Here is an 18,913-nt window from a genome sequence, read left to right as displayed (position 1 = left end):
CCGCCGTGTTGGCCAGCCCATCCGATTGTAGAGGCTCTGAGGGCGTCAGACGAAGTTATCGCGTAGGAGTTTCGGCTTTTTGCGCCATTTTTTTGACGCCGTTTTCGGTGGCACAGGACGTGCAGGCGGCGGGATGCGCGGAATGTAAAAAAACCCACGGCCTCTTGAGCCGTGGGTTCGGGACCGTCGTTAAACGCGTTGTTGGACGTCTATCCGACCTGTTACCGCTTTGCAATGGGTTTCGCCTCGCGCAGCGTCTCGCCGACGAACAGCTGACGCGGACGACCAATCTTCTGCTCGGGATCGGCGATCATTTCGTTCCACTGCGCGATCCAGCCGACCGTGCGTGCCATCGCGAAGATGCACGTGAACATCGACGTCGGAATGCCCAGCGCGCGCTGCACGATACCCGAGTAGAAGTCGACGTTCGGGTACAGCTTGCGCGACACGAAGTATTCGTCTTCGAGTGCGATCTTTTCGAGTTCCATTGCAAGCTTGAACAGCGGGTCGTCGTGCAGGCCCAGCTCTTCGAGCACTTCGTGGCAGGTTTCGCGCATCAGCTTCGCGCGCGGGTCGTAGTTCTTGTACACGCGGTGGCCGAAGCCCATCAGCTTCACGCCCGAGTTCTTGTCCTTCACCTGCTTGATGAACTCGGGAATGTTGTCGACCGAGCCGATTTCTTCCAGCATGTTCAGTGCGGCTTCGTTCGCGCCGCCGTGCGCCGGGCCCCACAGACACGCGATACCCGCCGCGATACACGCGAACGGATTCGCACCCGACGAACCGGCGAGACGCACGGTCGACGTCGACGCGTTCTGCTCGTGGTCCGCGTGCAGGATCAGGATACGGTCGAGCGCGCGCACCAGCACGTCGTTGACCACGTACTCCTCGGCCGGATTCGCGAACATCATGCGCATGAAGTTTGCGCTGTACGACAGGTCGTTCTTCGGATACACGAATGGCTGATCGATGCTGTACTTGTAAGCCATCGCTACCAGCGTGGGCAGCTTCGCGATCATGCGGATCGCCGATAGGTCGCGATGCTGCTGGCTCGTGATGTCGAGCGAGTCGTGGTAGAACGCCGACAGCGCGCCGACCGCGGCAACCAGAATCGCCATCGGGTGCGCGTCGCGACGGAAGCCGCGGAAGAAGAACTGCATCTGCTCGTGCACCATCGTGTGCTGCTTGACGGTGTTCTCGAACTCGGCTTTCTGCTGCGCGTTCGGCAGTTCGCCCTTCAGCAGCAGGTAGCAGGTTTCGAGGAAGTCGGCGTTCTGCGCGAGGTTGTCGATCGAATAGCCGCGGTACAGCAGCTCGCCCTTGTCGCCGTCGATATACGTGATTTCGGAGTTGCACGCCGCCGTGGACATGAAGCCCGGGTCGTACGTGAATTTGCCGGTCTGGCCGTACAGCTTGCGGATGTCGATGACGTCGGGGCCGAGCGAGCCCTGATAGATCGGCAGATCGATGGTCTGGTCGCTGTCGGAAAAGCTCAGCGTTGCGTGTGACTTCGAGTTCATCTACGTGTTCCTTTTGCTTGATACCGCAGTCGTTCCGGCATGCATCGCGGTCGTACGGCGAGGCGCGACCTCGGCGCTCTCGAACCAGTACAGGCATGCTCAGGTTCCGCTGCGCATTCTACGGGCCGGCGTGTCGTTGATTGCGTCGATTGCTCGCAACAGACCATCTCCGCGTGCGCAACATTCGTTGTTGGCATGGGGCGCTGGCATCGCGCTGCCGATGAAAGTTGTTCGAAAGTCGGAACACCAGCTGCAACAATGTTTTGCTGCCAGCAGACTGCGTCGGGCTGGGTCCGTCTGCGATACTCGGTGTGTGCATTGATGCTTGCGGCCCGCGATTCGAAGCGGGCTTTTTTGGTCACACAGAAACGCAGGACGAATACAAATGAATGCCTCTCTCGAAACGCTGTTTCCGGACCACGTCCATACCGAAGGCCACACGGTCACCGCGCTGAATCATCAGGACATCGTCGTCGCGTTGTCGGCGGCGCTGAAGACGCAGAACGTCGCGGTGCTGCATATGCTCTATCCGCGCACCGACGCGCGCACGCATCGCAGTCTCGACACGCTCGTCGACGTGCTGCATGGACACGGCCTGCATGAAGTCGCGGATCTGATCGCGCGGGAAGCGCACTATCTGCTGTTCACAGACCCGGTGAGGGCGTGGAAGGTGTTCCACGAAATCCGCAACGATTCGCTCGCGATCGGCGTGCATCTGTACTATCACGGGCTCGTCGGCGAAGCGGCCGAACGCGCGCTCGACAAGGACGCGCATCGCAAGGCTTGATGCAGTCAACGGGCGATCGGCGGCGACGCGCGCCGACCGATCGCCGTTGATCCTCGCTTCACTTCCTCAGCGCGCGCTCACCGCCTGAATGAATTCATCCACGTAACGATTGAACGCGGACGGATGCGCGAGGTTCATGCCGTGCGACGCACCGCGTACCGTTTCGCGGCGCGCATCGGGCAACCATCCCTGCAGCGCCGTCACCGTGCGGTGGAACATGTCGGGACTCTTCTCGCCGTCGATCAGCAGCACCGGGCAGCGCAGGTCGGCCGCGTCCTCGGGCACGTAGGCGGGTAGCGGATCGCGGAATTGCCGCGCGAGCGTGTGCGCGTTGTCGGTCGCCATGCGGCGAAAACCCGGCGTGCTCATCGCCCAAAAGCCGGGGCGGCTCACCGAATCGACGAACAGTTGCAACCCTGCTTCGACCTCGCCGCTTTCTATCAGTTGAGCCGCTTTCGCGCGCAATGCGTTGACCGGCTCCGGCAGGCTCGCTGGCGGACGTCCGGCGATCTGCAGCGGTCCGCCCGGATCGGCGAGCGTCAGCGTACGCACGTGTTCGGGATGGCGTCGCGCGCAATGATAGGCGACGCAACCGCCGCGCGAATGCCCGACCACATGCGCGGGCCCCGCGCCGAAACCAGCGATGAACTCCGCGACTTCATCGGCGTGGCTGCTCCAGCTGAACGGCAGGTCCGACGCGCTATCGGTGACTGGCCAGTAATGCGTGAGACTGACCGCGATGCAGCGATAGCGCTTCGACAGACCGGACAGTTGCGGCTGCCAGTAGCGGTAGTCGCACAACGAGCCGTGCACGAACAGCAGCGGTTCGCCGTCGCCGGCCTCGATGTAAGGCATGCGCAAGCCGCTACGTAGTTCGATGAACGATGGTGAGGACGACAGAGACGAAGTGAAGACGGATTGATTCACGGGTGATGTAAAGGCGGCGCGGCTGCGGGGCGCGGATGCGTGCTGGGCGGGCAACGGGCATTGGGAAACGAGCGTATCGGCGGCTCCGAAAATGGGACGCGATGCGTATTGTCACATAAGCGTCGGCGACACGGCGGGCAGGCGTCTGCAAGGTGCCCCCTTCCAAGCGCTTATAGAGCGCCCTCGGAAGAAAGACGCACCATGCGAAAAAACGAATGCGCTACATCGCTTGCTCTGGACGAGGCCGCTGTGTTCAGCTCTTCCGCTAGCATCGCCGCGCGAGCAAGCGCGGGACGGCATCAATCCATCCACGCGTGGCGACAAAGTCGGACCACTCACCTGGAGCGCGCTTCATCAGTCGGCCGTTTCCTAAAGATCCACATAACCAGCGCGCCCCATAAAACATCGTATGTTGGATTTCCCGATACTTCTTAGATACTTGACGGCCTCTTTAAACAGGGAATCATCTTTGTCCCGCTCCGTGATTGTTCGCCAATCGTGATCGCCGTCTCCTTTCATCTTTAGGAAATGTGCGTCGCCTGGTTCGTCCACATAGGCTCTTGCCATATAACTAACATTCCCCTTGCCAAATTCATAAATATCGTACTAGTAATAATATTCATACATTCCATTTTCATCGCGCTCGCTGCAATCGATATGGTGACTTACAATTACTTCCATTAATTTCTCCCGTGGCACAAAGTTTGGCATCAGAGCTCAAGATACGCCGTGAGAATGTAGTACGGCATGCCGTTATGGGATTCGCGCTTTATAAACATCTTTACCTTGCTCAACGGCACAAGTTTCCCTGTTGATCGAGTCACTCCATAGCCTACAGGTGATCCTACGTCATGAATCAGGCATAGACGTATGTCATTTCTGGCTGCCCATACCTTCACCCTCGAAGAGTTGAGTTGCATAACCTTTGAAATTGCACTTTCAGCGGCGTGTACCGCCCTAATCGAACCGGCAAAGCTGAACGGCACGACGATATCAACCGACAAGCCGATATTGTTCGCTATATCAGGACTGGCTTTCATCGCCTCGGCAAGCTTCGTCGTCCCTTGCTGGGTCAGCGTGGCAGTGTCCGGCCCGTCCAGATCTGACGCAGACCGGCCGCCGCCGTATCAGATCCATGCACGCCGAACACAACACATCCGGCCTTGCTCGCCATCGTCGGTTCTGGAAGCACACACAGAGCCCCCGCACCGACCATTTCCAGCACTCCGCCGACAACCTGCAAACCGCCCCATAGACGGTTGGAAAGCATCTCCGTGGGGCTGATCGACTGGCGGGAGAGCACCGCCGCCAGTTGCGGCGCACTGAGCACCACGCGCACGCCGTCCGAATCCCGTTGATACGACGTTCCGAACTCCAGTAGCTATTGGGACTGCCAAGCTAGCAGGCGACCACAGCGGCACGGAATGGGCGATGGATGATTTTAATGTCTCGTTGCGATCAACGAAATCGTAAATAGTTGTCAAAACGGACTTATCCCGAATTAATGTGATTGACCGTGGTCCGCTTCGATGGTTAATTCGCGAGGTATCACCTGAAAACTCTTGAGGAGTGCAATGGAGCTACTGAAACAGCAAAGCAGTGGGACGGATTGGACAGTCGAGGAAGAGTGCGACCTTTGCCGTATCACCTATTCGATCTACTCAAAGTTCCCGCCGATGCCGCACGCACAGGCCCTGAACGCCGAAACCGGCGAGTTCTTTCCGTTTGACAGGGTTCGTAAGATGAAATCCGGCTACGCCATGGCCGAAGCGCTGGGTTACGCATGGGCGTGCAATTGTCGCGAACGCTCACAGAAGCATTTCGACCAGCAGTTCACGCTGCGCGACAGCGCTGGCCGTTCGCTGCCACAGACGCCCTATACGGTCCGTTTCCCGTCGGGCGAACTGAAACATGGCGTTACCGATCACGCAGGGCGTACAGCCCGCCATAGAACAAGCGACGGGCAGCAACCAGCGGTGTACCTTGGACACAGGGAGGCTTGATGTCGGCTATCTACCGCAGATTCACAGGAACGCACCGGGCGCTACAGTACAGACGGGACCCGATCGGTTCAGATTTCATTGGTCACGGGGGGCGTAATGCCTGATGCAATCGGAAGCGCTCTAACAGACACAAACCCGAATTCGTGCGTTGACCTGCGTTGCGACAGGCATGGCAAGCCGTGGACCGTCACCGAAAGTCTTATTCAGTTCACCGCGCAGTGGGAAGCATTTCGTGCACACCTTTACGATAATGATGGCGGCGGCCGGGGCGGAAATACCACGATCGGATACGGCCATTTGGTACATATGGGGCCGATCAATGGCTCCGCATCGGAGACTCCGTGGTTAGCGGGTGTCACGGTGCCTCAAGCCTTCGCGCTAATTCGTGAGGATATCAAGGTTGCAGAGCGCATAATAAATCAAAGGATTCTCCTTCCGCTTTATCAATACGAATATGACTCACTCGTCGATTTTGTCTATAACGTTCGGGGGCATACCAAGGAAAGTCTGCTGAAACTGGTAAACACTGGTCACTATGACAGAGTGCCCGCAAAGTTATTGGAATATACCAGTGCGAGTGGGGCTCGCCCAGGCGGGTTACTGAAACGCCGACACGCTGAGGCAAAAATGTTCAGAGACGGAATCTACGATGCGAGTCACTAACGTCTTAGCCGCAACTCTCATTAGTTGCGTTTCGATTTCCGCATTTGCTGACGCTGCCTGCGACGCTAAGGCAAAGACGCGCGACGACTTTCTGGCTTGCACCAGCATCGATACGGATCGGGCATTGTCTGGAGCGATGCGTTTGTATCAGGCAATCAGGCCATTGACAAAAGGTGAAAAGCAAGTCGCGCTAGATCGTAATTTCAATATTTGGCAAAGTCGCCTCAAATCAGATTGCGATGTTTTAGGAAAAGCATTCAATGATTGGGGTGACGACTATTCGCCGGATACGGACTTTCAAATTGCAGAATGCCGTTTAAAGATATCAGCACAAGAACTAGAGTTTTATAGTTGGCTCGCCTGTCCTGATGATATCGAGACTTCAGACAAGCCGAAATGTGCAGCGCTCAAGGAAGCCTTGGGGCAACATAAATAGCAGATGCCCCGCTTCGGCGGGGCTTTTACGTTGGGCGCTTCGGCGCTGTAGATCGCGCGTCGTGTCATGCAACGAACCGGTACGATGCGGCCTTCGCGGCTACGCCATGGCCGGAGCGCTGGGTCACGCATGGGCGTGCAACTGCCGCGGCCCCGCCCCCAAACGGTCCAATGAGCAAGCTCAATGAGCACACTCTCGCACATTTGCTTCGTGAACTTCATAGATACGCATGCGCCGATGCTTGCATCATCGGGCCGCGCGAGTGTTGTCGTCTGGGTCAATATCACGTGGCCGCGCTTTCGCACAAACGCGGGACTGTCGCGCTAGTGCACCTGCGATGCAACTAGGTGAAATGCAATTCGGCAGACAACCCAGCCCCGCCCACCGCTCACGCGCCCCCAGCCTCGTCCACCCACCCCGCCGCTGCCGCCGCCCCCGCGCCGCGCACCGCGCAGGTCAGCGGTTCGTCGGCGACGTGCACGTCGAGGCCGGTTTCCTCACTCAAGCGCCGCCCCAGATTGCGGAGCAGCGCGCCGCCCCCGGTCAGCACGATGCCCTTGTACGCGATGTCCGTGATGAGTTCGGCGGGGGCCGATTCGAGCCCGCGCTTCACCGCGCCGATCACCTGACTCAGCGGCGCTTCGATCGCCTCCGAAATATCGCGGTTGCTAAGCTGCACCGTGCGCGGTAGCCCGTCGTCGACGCTGCGGCCGGTTGCGTTGATCTGCTCGAGCGGCACGTCGTGCACGGCCGAGGCGATTGCTCTCTTCACGTGCTCGGCGGTCTGCTCGCCGAGCAGCACACCGTACAAATTGCGCACGTAGCTGATGATCGCCGCATCGAAATTGTCGCCGCCGACGCGTACCGAGCCGCTATACGCGGTGCCGCCCAGCGCGATCACGCCGACCTCGGTGGTGCCGCCGCCGATGTCGACCACCATCGAGCCGGTCGCATCGCGCACCGGCAGGCCCGCGCCGAGCGCGGCCGCCAGCGATTCGCCGATCAGGCTGACCTTCCACGCGCCGGCCGCCTCGGCCGCTTCGCGGATCGCGCGGCGCTCGACATGGGTCGCCGCGGCCGGCACGCACAGCGTGAATGCCGCGCGCCGGCTGAACAGCGAGCGCGGCCGCGCCATGTCGACGAATTGCTTGATCATGTGTTCGGCGGCGGTGAAGTTGGCGATGACGCCGTGGCGCATCGGCCGCACCGTTTCGAGATTGCGCGGCGCGCGGCCGAGCAGTTGGTGCGCCTCGGCGCCGATCGCCGCGACCCGTTTCGCCCCGCTCGAGGGCTGCGTCTCGAAGCACACGACGGACGGCTGGTTCAGCACGACGCCGCCGTCGTCGGTATAGATAAGGGTGTTGGCCGTGCCGAGATCCACCGCCACGGAGTAGCGGAACAGTCGCTCAAAGAGCGGGTAATGCGGCGTCGGTCTGGCCATATGCAGGCTCTGATGTGTCGTTATCCGCCTTCTTGGGCGGTCTGGAAATGCGCCCCCGGGTCCCCGAAGCCGCGCGACACGCCCGCTGGGCGTTGCGCTTCCCGCGCGGCGGGGTGATTTTCAAGCTATTGCCCGTATGACGGCAAGCTCATCAGAATCTTTAGGCCCGCTTTCTATCAGAGTTGTGTCAATCGCGCGACAGCTTGCCCAGCGCGCGTTCCAGCGCGTCACGGCCGAGCGCGACACCGTCGGCGGTGATCGTGTGGCCGACGCCGGGCAGCATGTAGGCGTCGACCGGATAGCCGGCGGCGCTGAAAGCGTCGGCCGCGAATTCGAGTTCGCGCACCGGGATCACCTCGTCGTCCTCGCCGTGGACCAGCGTGAGCGGCGTCGCGCGGTTCGACGAAACGATCGGCGAGGCGAGCCGCCCCGAATACGCGACGACGCCCGCCGCGCCCTCCGCGCTCGACGCGACGTGATGCAGCGCCATGATCGAACCTTGCGAGAAGCCGACCAGCGCAAGCCGATCGAAAGACAACTGCCAATGCGCGAGCTCGGCATCGAGCACGCGGCGCAGCGCCGGATAGGCGGCGACAACGCGCGCCTCGCGGTTCGCCCCGTCGACGTCGCGCAGGCTGAACCACTGGCGGCCGCCGAAGCCGCCGTCGAACGGGTCGGTGCCGTCGAGCGACACGAACGCCGTGCCGGGCAGCTCCTCGCTCCAGATATCGGCGAGCGGCATCAGATCGCGCGCGTTGCTGCCGACGCCGTGCATCAGCACGACGACGCTCGTCGCGGGCGCGTTCCGCGGTGCCGTGTGCGGCGCGCGCCGCCAGCCGTGTTCGAATTGCTGCCAACTCATGGTGGTGTCCTTTTTTCCGTGGTTTAGTGGTTCTGGCCTTGGTGGCTCAGCCTTAGCCGGGAGCATACGCCGCGTGCCGCGTTCGCGTCGCCGGGAGCCGCATCGGCCGCTGCCGTGGCCGACGCCGGCGGGCGAATGCGGGTATGCTTTTGCGCATCGACGGAGCCGCCGCCGTGGCGCGCGGCCCGAGGCAAAACAATCCGGAGAACACCGTTTGAGCCAGCCCAACGCCGCGCCTGATGCCGCGTCGCCGCCGCCTCAGCCCCCCGCGCCACCGCCGCCGCCCGCGCCTCTCGAAGGCGGCCGGCTGGTTCTCGCGACGATCGCGGTGGCGCTCGCCACCTTCATGAACGTGCTGGATACGTCGATCGCCAACGTCGCGATTCCGACCATTTCAGGCAACCTCGGCGTCTCGGTCGACGAAGGCACATGGGTGATCACCGTGTTCGCGGCCTCCAACGCAGTGGCGATTCCGCTGACCGGCTGGCTCACGCAGCGCATCGGCCAGGTCAAGCTGTTCGTCGGCGCGATCCTGTCGTTCACGCTTGCGTCCTGGCTGTGCGGCGTCGCGCCGACGCTGCCGATCCTGCTGCTCGCGCGGGTATTCCAGGGCGCCGTGGCCGGCCCGCTGATTCCGTTGTCGCAGGCGATCCTGCTCGGCTCGTATCCGAAAGAGAAATCGTCGACCGCGCTCGCGCTGTGGGCGATGACCGCCACCGTCGGTCCGATCGCGGGTCCGGCGCTCGGCGGCTGGATCACCGATAGTTACAGCTGGTCGTGGATCTTCTACATCAACATCCCGGTCGGCCTGTTCGCGGCCGGCGTCACGTGGATGATCTACCGCAATCGCGAATCGCCGACCCGCAGACCGCCGATCGACGTGGTCGGTCTCGGCCTGCTGATCACGTGGGTCGCGTCGCTGCAGATCATGCTCGACAAAGGCAAGGACCTCGACTGGTTCTCGTCGCCGGTGATCTCGATTCTCGGCCTCGTCGCGCTGATCAGCTTTGCGTTTTTCCTCGTCTGGGAGCTGACCGAGGAGCATCCGATCGTCGATCTGCGACTCTTTCAGCAGCGCAATTTCCTCGGCGGCACGATCGCGATTTCGGTTGCATACGGGGTGTTTTTCGGCAATCTGGTGCTGCTGCCGCAATGGATGCAGGAGTATCTGAACTACCGCTCGATCGACGCCGGTCTCGTCACCGCACCGCTCGGCATCTTCGCGATCATTCTCGCGCCGATACTCGGCCGCGTGCTGCCGCATTCGGACGCACGCGTAATCTCGACGGTCGCGTTCGTCGGCTTCGCGATCGTGTTCTACATGCGCTCGAAGTACGTGATCGAGGTCGACACGTGGCACCTCGTGCTGCCGACGCTGCTGCAAGGCATTCCGATGGCGCTGTTCTTCGTGCCGCTGACGGCGATCATCCTGTCCGGCCAGCCGCAGAGCCGGATCCCGGCGGCGGCGGGTCTGTCGAATTTCGTGCGCGTGTTCTGCGGCGCGGTGGGCACGTCGATCGCGGGTACCGCATGGAACAACCGCACGATCCTGCATCACGTGCGGCTCACCGAACAGGCGTCGGTCGACAACCCGTTGTTCGCGCAGCAGATCGACAACACGGAATCGGTGCTGCATCTGAGTCCGCAATCGGCGCATGCGCTGTTCGATTTCACCGTGAACACCCAGGCCGCGATGATGGGCCTGAACGACATCTTTTTTGTGTCGGCGATCATCTTCGTGCTGATCATTCCGCTGATCTGGATCACACGGCCAGCCAAGGGCGGCGGCGGCCCGGATGCGGCCGGCGCGCATTGACGCAGCTTCGGTTTCGCGCGACGGCGACGCTCGCGCGGTGGCTGCGCAGTGGCGGCGAGCTTGCGTCAGCGGAAATAGCGCGCCGGCGTGTCGCCGAACGCATCGCGAAACACCGCGATAAACGACGACACGTCGTTATAGCCGACTTCGAGCGCCACCTGTGTGACGCTCTCACCGGCGCCGAGATGTTCGAGCGCGGCTAGCAGACGCAACTGCTGGCGCCATTGACCGAAGGTCTGCCCCGTTTCCTTCGCGAACAGACGCGCGGCCGTGCGCGCGGTGACGCCAGCGGCCGCGGCGAGTTCCTCGAGCACCAGCGATTGCGCGGGATTCGCGCTGAGCGCCTCGGCGATGCGCTGCGCGCGCGGATCGCTCGGCCAGTTCAGGCCGAGCGGCGCGGCGGGCAAGCCGGCGACGCGATCCAGCAGCACCTGCAGCAGACGGCGGGCGGGTTCGTCGGGAGAGTGATCGTGCGGCAGATCGGCCGCGGCGGCGAGCAGCGCCTGCACCAGCGCGTCGGGGATGAGCGCGCCGGTTTGCGTGGGTAGCGGCGCGGGGTCGGCGGCGGGGTCGGCGGTGTCGTCCATCGCGGAATCGGTCGCGACGTAGAGCGAATACAACTGCACGGGCCGCCTCGCGTGCAGGCAGTGCAGCGTATTCGCGGCGATCCACAGCGCGCGGGAGGGCGGCACGACCCAGCGGCCGGACTTCGTGCGCACCGTCAGCACGCCTTCGCTGACGTGAATCAGATGCGCGCGCCGATACCCGCGCCACGGCTCGTCCAGCGTCGCATGGCGCTCGCCGACCACGAAGACCGCTTGCTCGATGCCGTCCGGATCGAAGGCTTCCGTCATGGTGTCTGCTCTGACGCGGGACGTCCGCGACGGGAGCAAGATTAGCACGCGCGCGGGGCCCGGTTGCGGGGCGGCTTCTGCACGGTTCGGCAACCGTGAACGCGGCCCCGCCCAAGGCACGGCTTACCCGGCCCGCCTCACCAACTCCTCCAGCACCGTCCGATACGAGGTCGTCCCGACTACCCTCTCGTTCACGCCATCCTCGAAATCGATCCACCCCGAGTTGAAGCCGTCGAGCATCTCGATCCGCGGTGCGGGCCACTCGGTGCCTTGGGCCTGAAACTGCGCTTGCCATTGCTCGCGCGGCACCGTCCGCGCTTGGACCGGGCGTTCGAGCAGGTCGCCGAGCATCTCGGCGATCTCGCGCTGCGTATAGCGCCGCGGTCCCTCGATCTCGATCACGCGCCGCCCCTGCCACGACTGCGTGAGCGTCCGCGCAACGACGTAGCCGATATCCGCGGTCGCGACCATTGGAAACGCACGTTCGAGCGGCTGCAGAAAGCTCGGCATCAGGCCGGATGTGCGCGCCGGGGCGATGTCCCACAGCGAGTTCTCCATGAACCAGGCCGGCCGCAGGATCGCGGTTGGGATCGACAGATCGGCGAGCGCCTGCTCGAGAATATGCACCTGCGTGATCAGGCCGAGCCCCGTTTCGCGCTGCCCGCCCACCGACGACAACGCCGCCACCCTCCCCGGCCGCGCCTTCGACAGCGCCTCCTTCAGCACCGCGGCCGCCGCATGCGCGTTCGGATAGCCGGGCAGCGGCGCGAAGTTCGGCGCGATCATGACGAACACGCCGGCCGTGCCGCGAAACGCGGCGGTGAGCGCGTCGGCGTCGTCGAACGACGCCACCGCGATTTCGGCGCCTCGCTCTCGCCACGGTGCCGCTTTGCTTTCGTCGCGCAGCACGGCACGCACCGCGTGCCCCGCGTCGAGTAACGCGCGTGCCGCCGCGCCGCCCACCTGTCCTGTCACACCGGTAATTGCAAACATGCTCTTCTCCTCGATGACGGCGGATGCCGTGATGGGAAGAATTCTCGGTGTGGCGCGGCGATTTCGCGAGAACATGGATGTCATTTGTTTAGTGACTTGATGTCATCAAGTCTCCTGTCGGCGCATCTTATATATCGCTGGATCAGTCTCCTCCGTTCATGTATGGCCAGGAAATGCACGAAACATCGGACCGGTGTTTTTGCGCGCGGCGATCAACGACTACACAATGTCCAGGCCAAAGGAGAAGAAAGTAACGAAGCCGTCCTCGGTCGGCGTTCAGGGAGGAAAGCGAGGTGTCATGTGCAGCTGCGAAGTGTCGCAAAATCGGACGCTCACAGAGGATCGACGTTGGCGAGATGTCTGAAAATGGGACGCATCGAGTGGGAAGGCTCGATTGCATGTGGGATGGAGTCGTCGCACAGAGAGCGAAGTGCGCGATGTCAGCTAGAAAGAAACTGACACCTGGATAGATCCAGGGTTTGAGGGAACGTGATGGCAGGGGAAGAAGGATTCGAACCTTCGAATGCCGGAATCAAAATCCGGTGCCTTAGGCCAGCTTGGCGACTCCCCTACGTAGGGGCGAGATCCTACCAGAGGATTCGCAGAGAGCAAAGGGTCTCGCAGCTCTGGTGAGATGGGTTCGCTCAATGGTGATCCACCGGTCGCGGCCTGAGCGGTTCGCCTCCACGACATTCGAGCGCCGCCCGGTCCCAGCCGCCGAGATCCGCGGCGGCTTGATAGGTGCTCTCGAGAAAAGCGAGCAGCGCTCGCTCTGGGTCGTTCGACGTGCGGACCCGTTCGTACGGCAGGATGAATTCGCCGAGCTTGTCGTCGAAATAGGCGCCGGCCGGCAGGGGTGTTGCCTTGGCAAAGCCGTCAGGCGACGGGTAAGCGTAAGAGTAAAACGCCGCGAAAGGTGTCGCCGGCCCCCCCGGCCAGAATCCGGCCGACGATACTTCGTGGCTGTAGGCTTCGCGCGTCACTTCATCGGGTAGCGCCGGAACGCCGCCGGGGTGGAGAGGCGCGCGGCGTCCAGAAAAACGCGTCACGGCGAGATCGAAGCTACCCCAGAAAAGATGGACCGGGCTAACCTTGCCGATATAACCGGTACGAAACCGCTCCAGCACACAGCAGACAGTGACGAGCGCTTGAAAGAATCGGCTCACGGCATCCGCGTCGTAGGGGCGGGCTGCATGGTCGTCCTGGAACGGCACGGCGTTCGGGATCTCGTTGGGTCGGCCGTGAAACACGGGTTTGCCACCGAGTTGCGCAACCAGATCCAAAAAGTTGGCGTGGAATTGTGCAACCGACATCGGTACGAGCGCGAAGTGCGCCTTGCGTCCATCGGCAGCGCTGCCGACCACGCGATGCTCGAGAAAGTCGAACTCGATCTCCACGCCGCTCGCATCGGGAATAAGCGACGTCGTCAGGCCACGCGCGCTAACGTACAACGTAGCGTGCCACGAATGGTTCAGCCATGGAGTTCGGGCGAGCTTGTACTTGCCGGCGATTTGCGTGTAGAGGTGCAACGCGGCGCATGTGCCGCGCCAGGCATCGTACGGAATATCAGTCCAGGTCGCGCTCATAGAGGCTCCATCACATATTCGTCTGTGTCATCGCCAAATGACGCGCGCCCCAGTCCTTCAAGGTGCGCTGGTCGCTGAATGACCTTACGCCAGACGCAAAGTCTTGTCACCTATCGCGCAATCCGATGGTTACCGGTTGCGCAGGCCGGCTCCCGCACTACTCGATCCAAGCCGAGCGCGTTCCGTGAGCGCACGGACAAAAATAGTTTGACAGACTATCTTAAGATATATATCTTACGATGCATCTTACGACATTCATGGGAGACTCCCAGATGCGTCATCCTCATCGTTTTTCCGGCCCGCTCGGCGCGCAGAACCGTTGTCACGCGGGTTTCGGCTATCCGTCGCTGCATGCGGGCGGCTCTGTAGGCCGCGACGCCGCTGACACCGCCACTTCCCCCGACCCTCGTCAACGCTTCCTGTTCCACGTTTTGCTTCACGGCTTCGGCCGTCATCACGCGCACCGCTTCGGCGGCCGTGGCTCGCGCTTCGGCGGTCATGGCGGCCCCGGCGGGATGGGCGGCATGGGCGGATATGGTGGTTTCGGCGGCGACGGCGATGGCTTCCCGCGTGGCCGCAAATTCAGCTCTGACGATCTGCAACTGCTGCTGCTATCGCTGATCGACACGCAGCCGAGTCACGGCTACGAACTGATCAAGGCGCTCGAAACACGCTCGAACGGTTTCTATAGCCCGAGCCCCGGCATGGTCTACCCGGCATTGACCTATCTCGAAGAGCTCGGCTACGTCACCGTGCAGCTCGAAGGCAACCGCAAGCGCTATGAGCTGGCGGATGCGGGCCGCGAATATCTGGCCGCGAACCGCGAGCGCGTCGAACTGATGTTCGCGCGGCTCTCGCATATCGCCCGCAAGATGGATTCGGTGCGCCGCGCGTTGGCCGGCGAAGAGCCGGCAGACGTCAGCGAAGGCGGCTGGGTGCCGGAGCTGAACGAAGCGCGCCGCACGCTGAAGAACGCGCTGCTGCGCCGCGACAACGCGCCGGCCGACGAGCAGCGCCGCATCGCCGCCATCCTGATGCGCGCGGCCAACGAAATCGAAGGCGGCAGCAACGGCGGTAACGCTAAGACCGGCAACGACAGCGAGCCGACCATCTGACAACTCTCGCTCGTCCGCAAGACAACCCGCCGTCCTCCCAAACCGAGCAGGAATTCCTCATGCAAGAACAACTCACTCGCCCTGACCTCGCCGTGCATCGCGTGCGGCATCCGCTGAAGTTTCGTCTGCTGCAGGTCAAGCAGGTGCGCGCGCTGACACCCCACCTGATTCGCGTGACCTTCACCGGCGACGATCTGCACGACTTCGTGTCAGCGTCGTTCGACGACCACATCAAGGTGTTCTTCCCCGAACCGGGCGCCGACAAACCGACGCTGCCGCAAGCCGGCCCCGACGGCCCGGTGTTCCCCGAAGGCAAGCGGCCGACCGCGCGCGATTTCACGCCACGCCGTTTCGATCGCGACGCCCGCGAACTCGACATCGAGTTCGCGATGCACGACGCGGGGCCCGCGGCGACATGGGCCGCGCAGGCGCAGGTGGGCCAGTATCTGGGCGTCGGCGGCCCGCGCGGCTCAATGGTGATTCCGACCGGCTTCGACTGGCATCTGCTGATCGGCGACGACACCGCGCTGCCCGCGATCGCACGACGTCTCGAAGAGTTGCCGGCGGGCACGCGCGTCGCCGCGGTAATCGAGGTCGCCGATCCGTCGGCGCGCATCGAGTTCACGACGCAGGCCGAGCTGCACCTCGTCTGGTGCTATCGCAGCGAAGCCGACACGCAGACTGGCGCGCGCGGCGAAGCGCTGTTGCACGCGGTGCGCGACACCTGGCTTCCGGAGAACGGCGAAGGCTACGTGTGGGCCGCCGGCGAGGCGGCGACGATCCGCGCGGTGCGCCAGCATCTGTGCGGCGAGCGCGGCGTCGACAAAGCACGGATTCGCGCGGCCAGCTACTGGAAACAGGGCGCCGTCGCGGTCCACGAAACGATCGACGACTGAGCTCCTGCTCGCGTGGCGCGCGGCATCAGCGGCGTACTTCGAACAACAACAAAAGGAAATCAACCGATGTACTCAATCACTGCACGGCACGAACGCCATCTGCTGTGGGTGCTCGCGCTCACGCAGTTCACCATCATCATGGACTTCATGGTGATGATGCCGCTCGGTCCGCAGATCATGAGCGCGTTCCAGATCGCGCCGGCCGCGTTCGCGACGGCGGTGTCCGCCTATTCGTGGTGCTCTGGCCTGTCGGGCCTGTTCGCGGCGACCTATATCGACCGCTTCGATCGGCGCCGTCTGCTGCTCGCCATCTACGCGCTGTTCGTGCTGTCGAACCTCGCATGCGCGCTCGCGTCGAGCTTCGCGCTGCTGCTCGCCGCGCGCGCATTCGCCGGCATCTCGGGCGGCGTGCTCGGCTCCGTGATCATGGCGATCGTCGGCGACGTGATCCCGCTGCAACGGCGCGGCGCCGCGACCGGCACCATCATGACCGCATTCTCGCTCGCGGCGATCGCCGGCGTGCCGGCCGGCGTGATGCTCGGCGCGCAGTTCGGCTGGGCGGCGCCGTTCTTCCTGCTGGTCGCGTTGTCGCTGCTGGTGTGGTTCGCGGCCTCGCGACAGGTGCCGTCGCTGGCCGCGCATCTGAGCCGCAGGCAGCCGCCGCTCGCGGAAGTGCTGCCCGAGCTGTGGAGACTGCTGAGCAACCCGCGGCATCTGAATGCGTTCGCGCTGACGTTCGTGATGATGATCGCGCACATGCTGGTGATTCCGTTCATCTCGCCGATGCTGGTCGCCAATCACGGCGTCGCGCCGCGTCAGCTGTCGTGGCTGTATATGGGCGGCGGTGCGGCGACCTTCTTCACGTCGCGCCTCGTCGGCAGGCTCGCCGACCGCTTCGGCTCGCAGCGCGTGTTCCGCTGCGCGGCGCTGCTGTCGTTCGTGCCGGTGCTGTTCGTCACGCATCTGCCGGACCTGCCGTTCTACGCGCTCGTGCTGTTCTTCCCGTGCTTCCTCGTCTTGATGAACGGCCGCATGGTGCCGATGCAGGCGCTGCCGACCACGGTCCCCGAGCCCAGCCGACGCGGTGCGTTCCTGAGCGCGAACAGCGCGCTGCAGGCGCTTGGCACGGGCACCGGCGCGTGGCTCGGCGGGCTGATGCTGAGCACGTCGGCTGATGGCCGCATCGCCGGGTATGGAACCGTCGGCTGGACGGCGGTGGCGGTGGCGGTCGCGTGCGCGGCGGTGCTGTGGGTCTCGCGTGTGAAGGCTGCGCCGCGCGAAGCGGCGCCGGCCAGCGACGCTGGCGCGACGATGCCTCGCACTGCTGGCATCGAAGCCCACATCGCCGGAGAAGGATAACGATGCAAGGTCGCGCGCTACGCCTCGTCGTCGGTGCTGCCGGTCAGCGCGCGCCGCGCGGCTTCGCCCTGTTCGTGCGACGCCGCGTAAAACACCCGCGCCCGGCCAATCACGATTTTTAGCGTCGCGATCACGGGCACCGCGAGAAAGATCCCCGCGACGCCGCCGAGCTGGTCGCCCGCGAGCAGTCCGACGATCACCAGAAACGGACTGACCTCCACGCCTTCGCTCATCAGATACGGATTGAGCACGTAGTCCTGAAACAGCCGGTACAGGCCGATGAAAACCACCAGCCACAACAGGTGCGGATAGCCGCTGAAGACCGCGACCACCAGCGCGATCGCGACCGCGGCCAGCGGCCCCGCGAACGGCACGAATTCGAGCAGCCCCGCGCTGACCGCGAGCAGAAATGCGTACGGTACGCCAAGCAGCGAGAACGCGACGCCGTAGCAAAACAGCGTGGCGAGCGACAGGAACAGCAGCGCGCGCACGTACTTCGACAGCAGCACGTTCACATCGTCGATGATCTCGTTCCACAGCACGCGATGCCGCCGGTTCAGCAACGCGAGAAAGGCGTCGCGCATCCGTTCGCCGTCCTTGATCAGCAGGAAGCTCAGGATCGGTATCAGCACCAGATAGATCAGGTTGCTCGCCGCATGCACGACGCCGAGCCCGAGGCTGCGCGCGAACGGCACGGCCTTGTCGGAGCCGCTCTCGATCTGGCTGCGCAGGAAATCGACGATCCGCTCGCGCAGCGGTTCGAGAAAATGCGGCAACGGCAAACGGTTCGGCACGTCGGTGCGTAGCAGCCCGGGCAATTGCGAAAAGAGGCGCGTCGCCTGAGCCTGCAATTCCACTCCGAACACCGAGCCGACTACCGCGAGCAGCGCAACGACGACGACGAACACGACCGCGATCGACATGACGCGCGGCACGCGGCGCGGCCTCACGCGTTCGACCAGCGCGACCATCGGGTAGATCAGATAGCTGAAGAACACCGCGAACACGATGACGAGCACCGTCGTCGACGCGACATAGATGACGAAAAACAGCAGCGCGAGCAGAGACGCGGTCCAGACTTTCCTGGCCGCGCCGACGTCGAATCCCAACATGACGCGTCCTCGAATGGGCGATGCGGTACCGACGAAAACAGTGCGCCGGCTGACTTTGGACCGTAACAGAAATTTACACGATACGCGTATCGAACACCGCGCCGCGAGGGCGCGACGCGACGAGCACCGACGGCGTGCGAGGCGCTACGCACGTGGTGCGTCAGTGCACGGCTCGCGTGCCTGACTTTGCTGCGCCCGAAACCGGGCTGTCCGGATAGATAACGCTGGGATGCACGAAACCGCGACGAAACCGCGACGCGCTAGCTCTTCACGCGCTCACGTTCCTCTTCGGCTTCTTCGGCGATTCTCGCCTGGATCCTGCCGGCGATTTTCTCGGCCGCTCCTTCGGCCTGCTTCGCGCGATTGCCGGTGACCTTGCCAATCGCTTCCTTGACCGAGCCCTTGAGCTCCTTCGCTGTGCCTTCTACACGATTCCTGTCCATGGTGCCTTCCTGCTAAGTTTGACTGTGGAGTTGCCTGCTGGCGTTGCAACGAAACAGCCAACGTACGGCGCGACGCGCCTCGTGATGGCGCGGATCACTT

The 18,913-nt window shown here is 63.1% G+C and carries 17 protein-coding genes, 1 tRNA gene and 1 pseudogene; 8 read left to right on the top strand and 11 right to left on the bottom strand.

Going from position 1 to position 18,913, the window contains the following annotated elements; translation table 11 throughout:
* Positions 1-221: 221 nt before the first annotated feature.
* Positions 222-1,520 (bottom strand): citrate synthase, encoded by a 1,299-nt coding sequence (gene gltA, locus AB3X86_RS11795; RefSeq protein ID WP_176123694.1) that lies wholly within the window; start codon positions 1,518-1,520, stop codon positions 222-224.
* Positions 1,521-1,905: 385 nt separating this feature from the next.
* Between gltA and AB3X86_RS11790 the strand changes: the two genes are divergently transcribed.
* Positions 1,906-2,307, top strand: coding sequence for a hypothetical protein (locus AB3X86_RS11790; RefSeq protein WP_368596106.1), 402 nt, complete (start codon positions 1,906-1,908; stop codon positions 2,305-2,307).
* 66 nt (positions 2,308-2,373) lie between these two features.
* Here the strand turns inward: AB3X86_RS11790 and AB3X86_RS11785 are convergent, their stop codons facing one another.
* Together AB3X86_RS11785 and AB3X86_RS11780 are read right to left on the bottom strand one after the other, a co-directional pair.
* Positions 2,374-3,162 (bottom strand): alpha/beta fold hydrolase, encoded by a 789-nt coding sequence (locus AB3X86_RS11785; RefSeq protein WP_368596105.1) that lies wholly within the window; start codon positions 3,160-3,162, stop codon positions 2,374-2,376.
* 782 nt (positions 3,163-3,944) lie between these two features.
* Positions 3,945-4,546 (bottom strand): annotated as a pseudogene (locus AB3X86_RS11780) (RNase A-like domain-containing protein).
* Positions 4,547-4,808: 262 nt separating this feature from the next.
* Between AB3X86_RS11780 and AB3X86_RS11775 the strand changes: the two are divergent.
* From AB3X86_RS11775 to AB3X86_RS11765, 3 genes are all read left to right on the top strand, one after another.
* Positions 4,809-5,237: a hypothetical protein gene (locus tag AB3X86_RS11775; RefSeq protein ID WP_368596104.1), complete on the top strand. Its 429-nt coding sequence runs from the start codon at positions 4,809-4,811 to the stop codon at positions 5,235-5,237.
* A 96-nt stretch (positions 5,238-5,333) separates the two neighbouring features.
* Entirely contained in the window at positions 5,334-5,900 is a 567-nt protein-coding gene (locus AB3X86_RS11770; protein WP_368596103.1) for a lysozyme, read from the top strand.
* On the top strand, positions 5,887-6,336 hold the full coding sequence (locus AB3X86_RS11765) for a hypothetical protein (RefSeq protein WP_176367056.1): 450 nt from the start codon (positions 5,887-5,889) through the stop codon (positions 6,334-6,336). Before AB3X86_RS11770 ends, AB3X86_RS11765 begins: the two co-directional genes overlap by 14 nt.
* Before the next feature lie 388 nt (positions 6,337-6,724).
* Here AB3X86_RS11765 and AB3X86_RS11760 read toward each other — a convergent pair whose 3' ends face one another.
* Complete coding sequence (locus AB3X86_RS11760; protein ID WP_368596102.1) at positions 6,725-7,777, bottom strand: rod shape-determining protein; 1,053 nt, start codon at positions 7,775-7,777, stop codon at positions 6,725-6,727.
* Positions 7,778-7,964: 187 nt separating this feature from the next.
* The gene (locus AB3X86_RS11755) at positions 7,965-8,639 is read right to left on the bottom strand and encodes an alpha/beta hydrolase (protein WP_368596101.1); all 675 of its coding nucleotides are present in this window, start codon (positions 8,637-8,639) and stop codon (positions 7,965-7,967) included.
* A gap of 214 nt (positions 8,640-8,853) precedes the next feature.
* On the opposite strand from AB3X86_RS11755, the gene AB3X86_RS11750 reads away from it, so the two are divergent.
* A complete protein-coding gene (locus AB3X86_RS11750) occupies positions 8,854-10,455 on the top strand; it encodes a DHA2 family efflux MFS transporter permease subunit (protein ID WP_176123845.1) in 1,602 nt (533 codons plus the stop codon).
* Positions 10,456-10,520: 65 nt separating this feature from the next.
* Here AB3X86_RS11750 and AB3X86_RS11745 read toward each other — a convergent pair whose 3' ends face one another.
* From AB3X86_RS11745 to AB3X86_RS11730, 4 genes are all read right to left on the bottom strand, one after another.
* Complete coding sequence (locus AB3X86_RS11745) at positions 10,521-11,309, bottom strand: helix-turn-helix transcriptional regulator (RefSeq protein WP_368596100.1); 789 nt, start codon at positions 11,307-11,309, stop codon at positions 10,521-10,523.
* A gap of 123 nt (positions 11,310-11,432) precedes the next feature.
* Positions 11,433-12,302 (bottom strand): NmrA family NAD(P)-binding protein, encoded by an 870-nt coding sequence (locus AB3X86_RS11740; protein WP_368596099.1) that lies wholly within the window; start codon positions 12,300-12,302, stop codon positions 11,433-11,435.
* A 493-nt stretch (positions 12,303-12,795) separates the two neighbouring features.
* Positions 12,796-12,873: transfer RNA gene (locus AB3X86_RS11735), tRNA-Gln, on the bottom strand.
* Positions 12,874-12,946: 73 nt separating this feature from the next.
* Positions 12,947-13,888, bottom strand: coding sequence for a DUF5996 family protein (locus AB3X86_RS11730; RefSeq protein ID WP_368596098.1), 942 nt, complete (start codon positions 13,886-13,888; stop codon positions 12,947-12,949).
* 272 nt (positions 13,889-14,160) lie between these two features.
* On the opposite strand from AB3X86_RS11730, the gene AB3X86_RS11725 reads away from it, so the two are divergent.
* The 3 genes from AB3X86_RS11725 to AB3X86_RS11715 all read left to right on the top strand — a co-directional run bounded on the left by AB3X86_RS11725 (position 14,161) and on the right by AB3X86_RS11715 (position 17,258).
* Entirely contained in the window at positions 14,161-15,003 is an 843-nt protein-coding gene (locus tag AB3X86_RS11725) for a PadR family transcriptional regulator (RefSeq protein WP_368596097.1), read from the top strand.
* Positions 15,004-15,062: 59 nt separating this feature from the next.
* Positions 15,063-15,899 (top strand): siderophore-interacting protein, encoded by an 837-nt coding sequence (locus AB3X86_RS11720; protein ID WP_176123849.1) that lies wholly within the window; start codon positions 15,063-15,065, stop codon positions 15,897-15,899.
* A gap of 66 nt (positions 15,900-15,965) precedes the next feature.
* Entirely contained in the window at positions 15,966-17,258 is a 1,293-nt protein-coding gene (locus tag AB3X86_RS11715; protein WP_368596096.1) for an MFS transporter, read from the top strand.
* A 17-nt stretch (positions 17,259-17,275) separates the two neighbouring features.
* On the opposite strand, the gene AB3X86_RS11710 is transcribed toward AB3X86_RS11715, so the two are convergent.
* Positions 17,276-18,370, bottom strand: a complete 1,095-nt coding sequence (locus AB3X86_RS11710) for an AI-2E family transporter (RefSeq protein ID WP_368596095.1) — start codon at positions 18,368-18,370, stop codon at positions 17,276-17,278.
* A gap of 260 nt (positions 18,371-18,630) precedes the next feature.
* Complete coding sequence (locus tag AB3X86_RS11705; RefSeq protein ID WP_176106191.1) at positions 18,631-18,813, bottom strand: CsbD family protein; 183 nt, start codon at positions 18,811-18,813, stop codon at positions 18,631-18,633.
* Between the last annotated feature and the right edge of the window lie 100 nt (positions 18,814-18,913).

The organism is Paraburkholderia sp. BR14374 (assembly GCF_040948685.1).
GTDB classification, from domain to species: domain Bacteria; phylum Pseudomonadota; class Gammaproteobacteria; order Burkholderiales; family Burkholderiaceae; genus Paraburkholderia; species Paraburkholderia youngii.
Note: the sequence above shows the minus strand (reverse complement) of the source record. Positions and strands in the feature narration are given on the sequence as shown.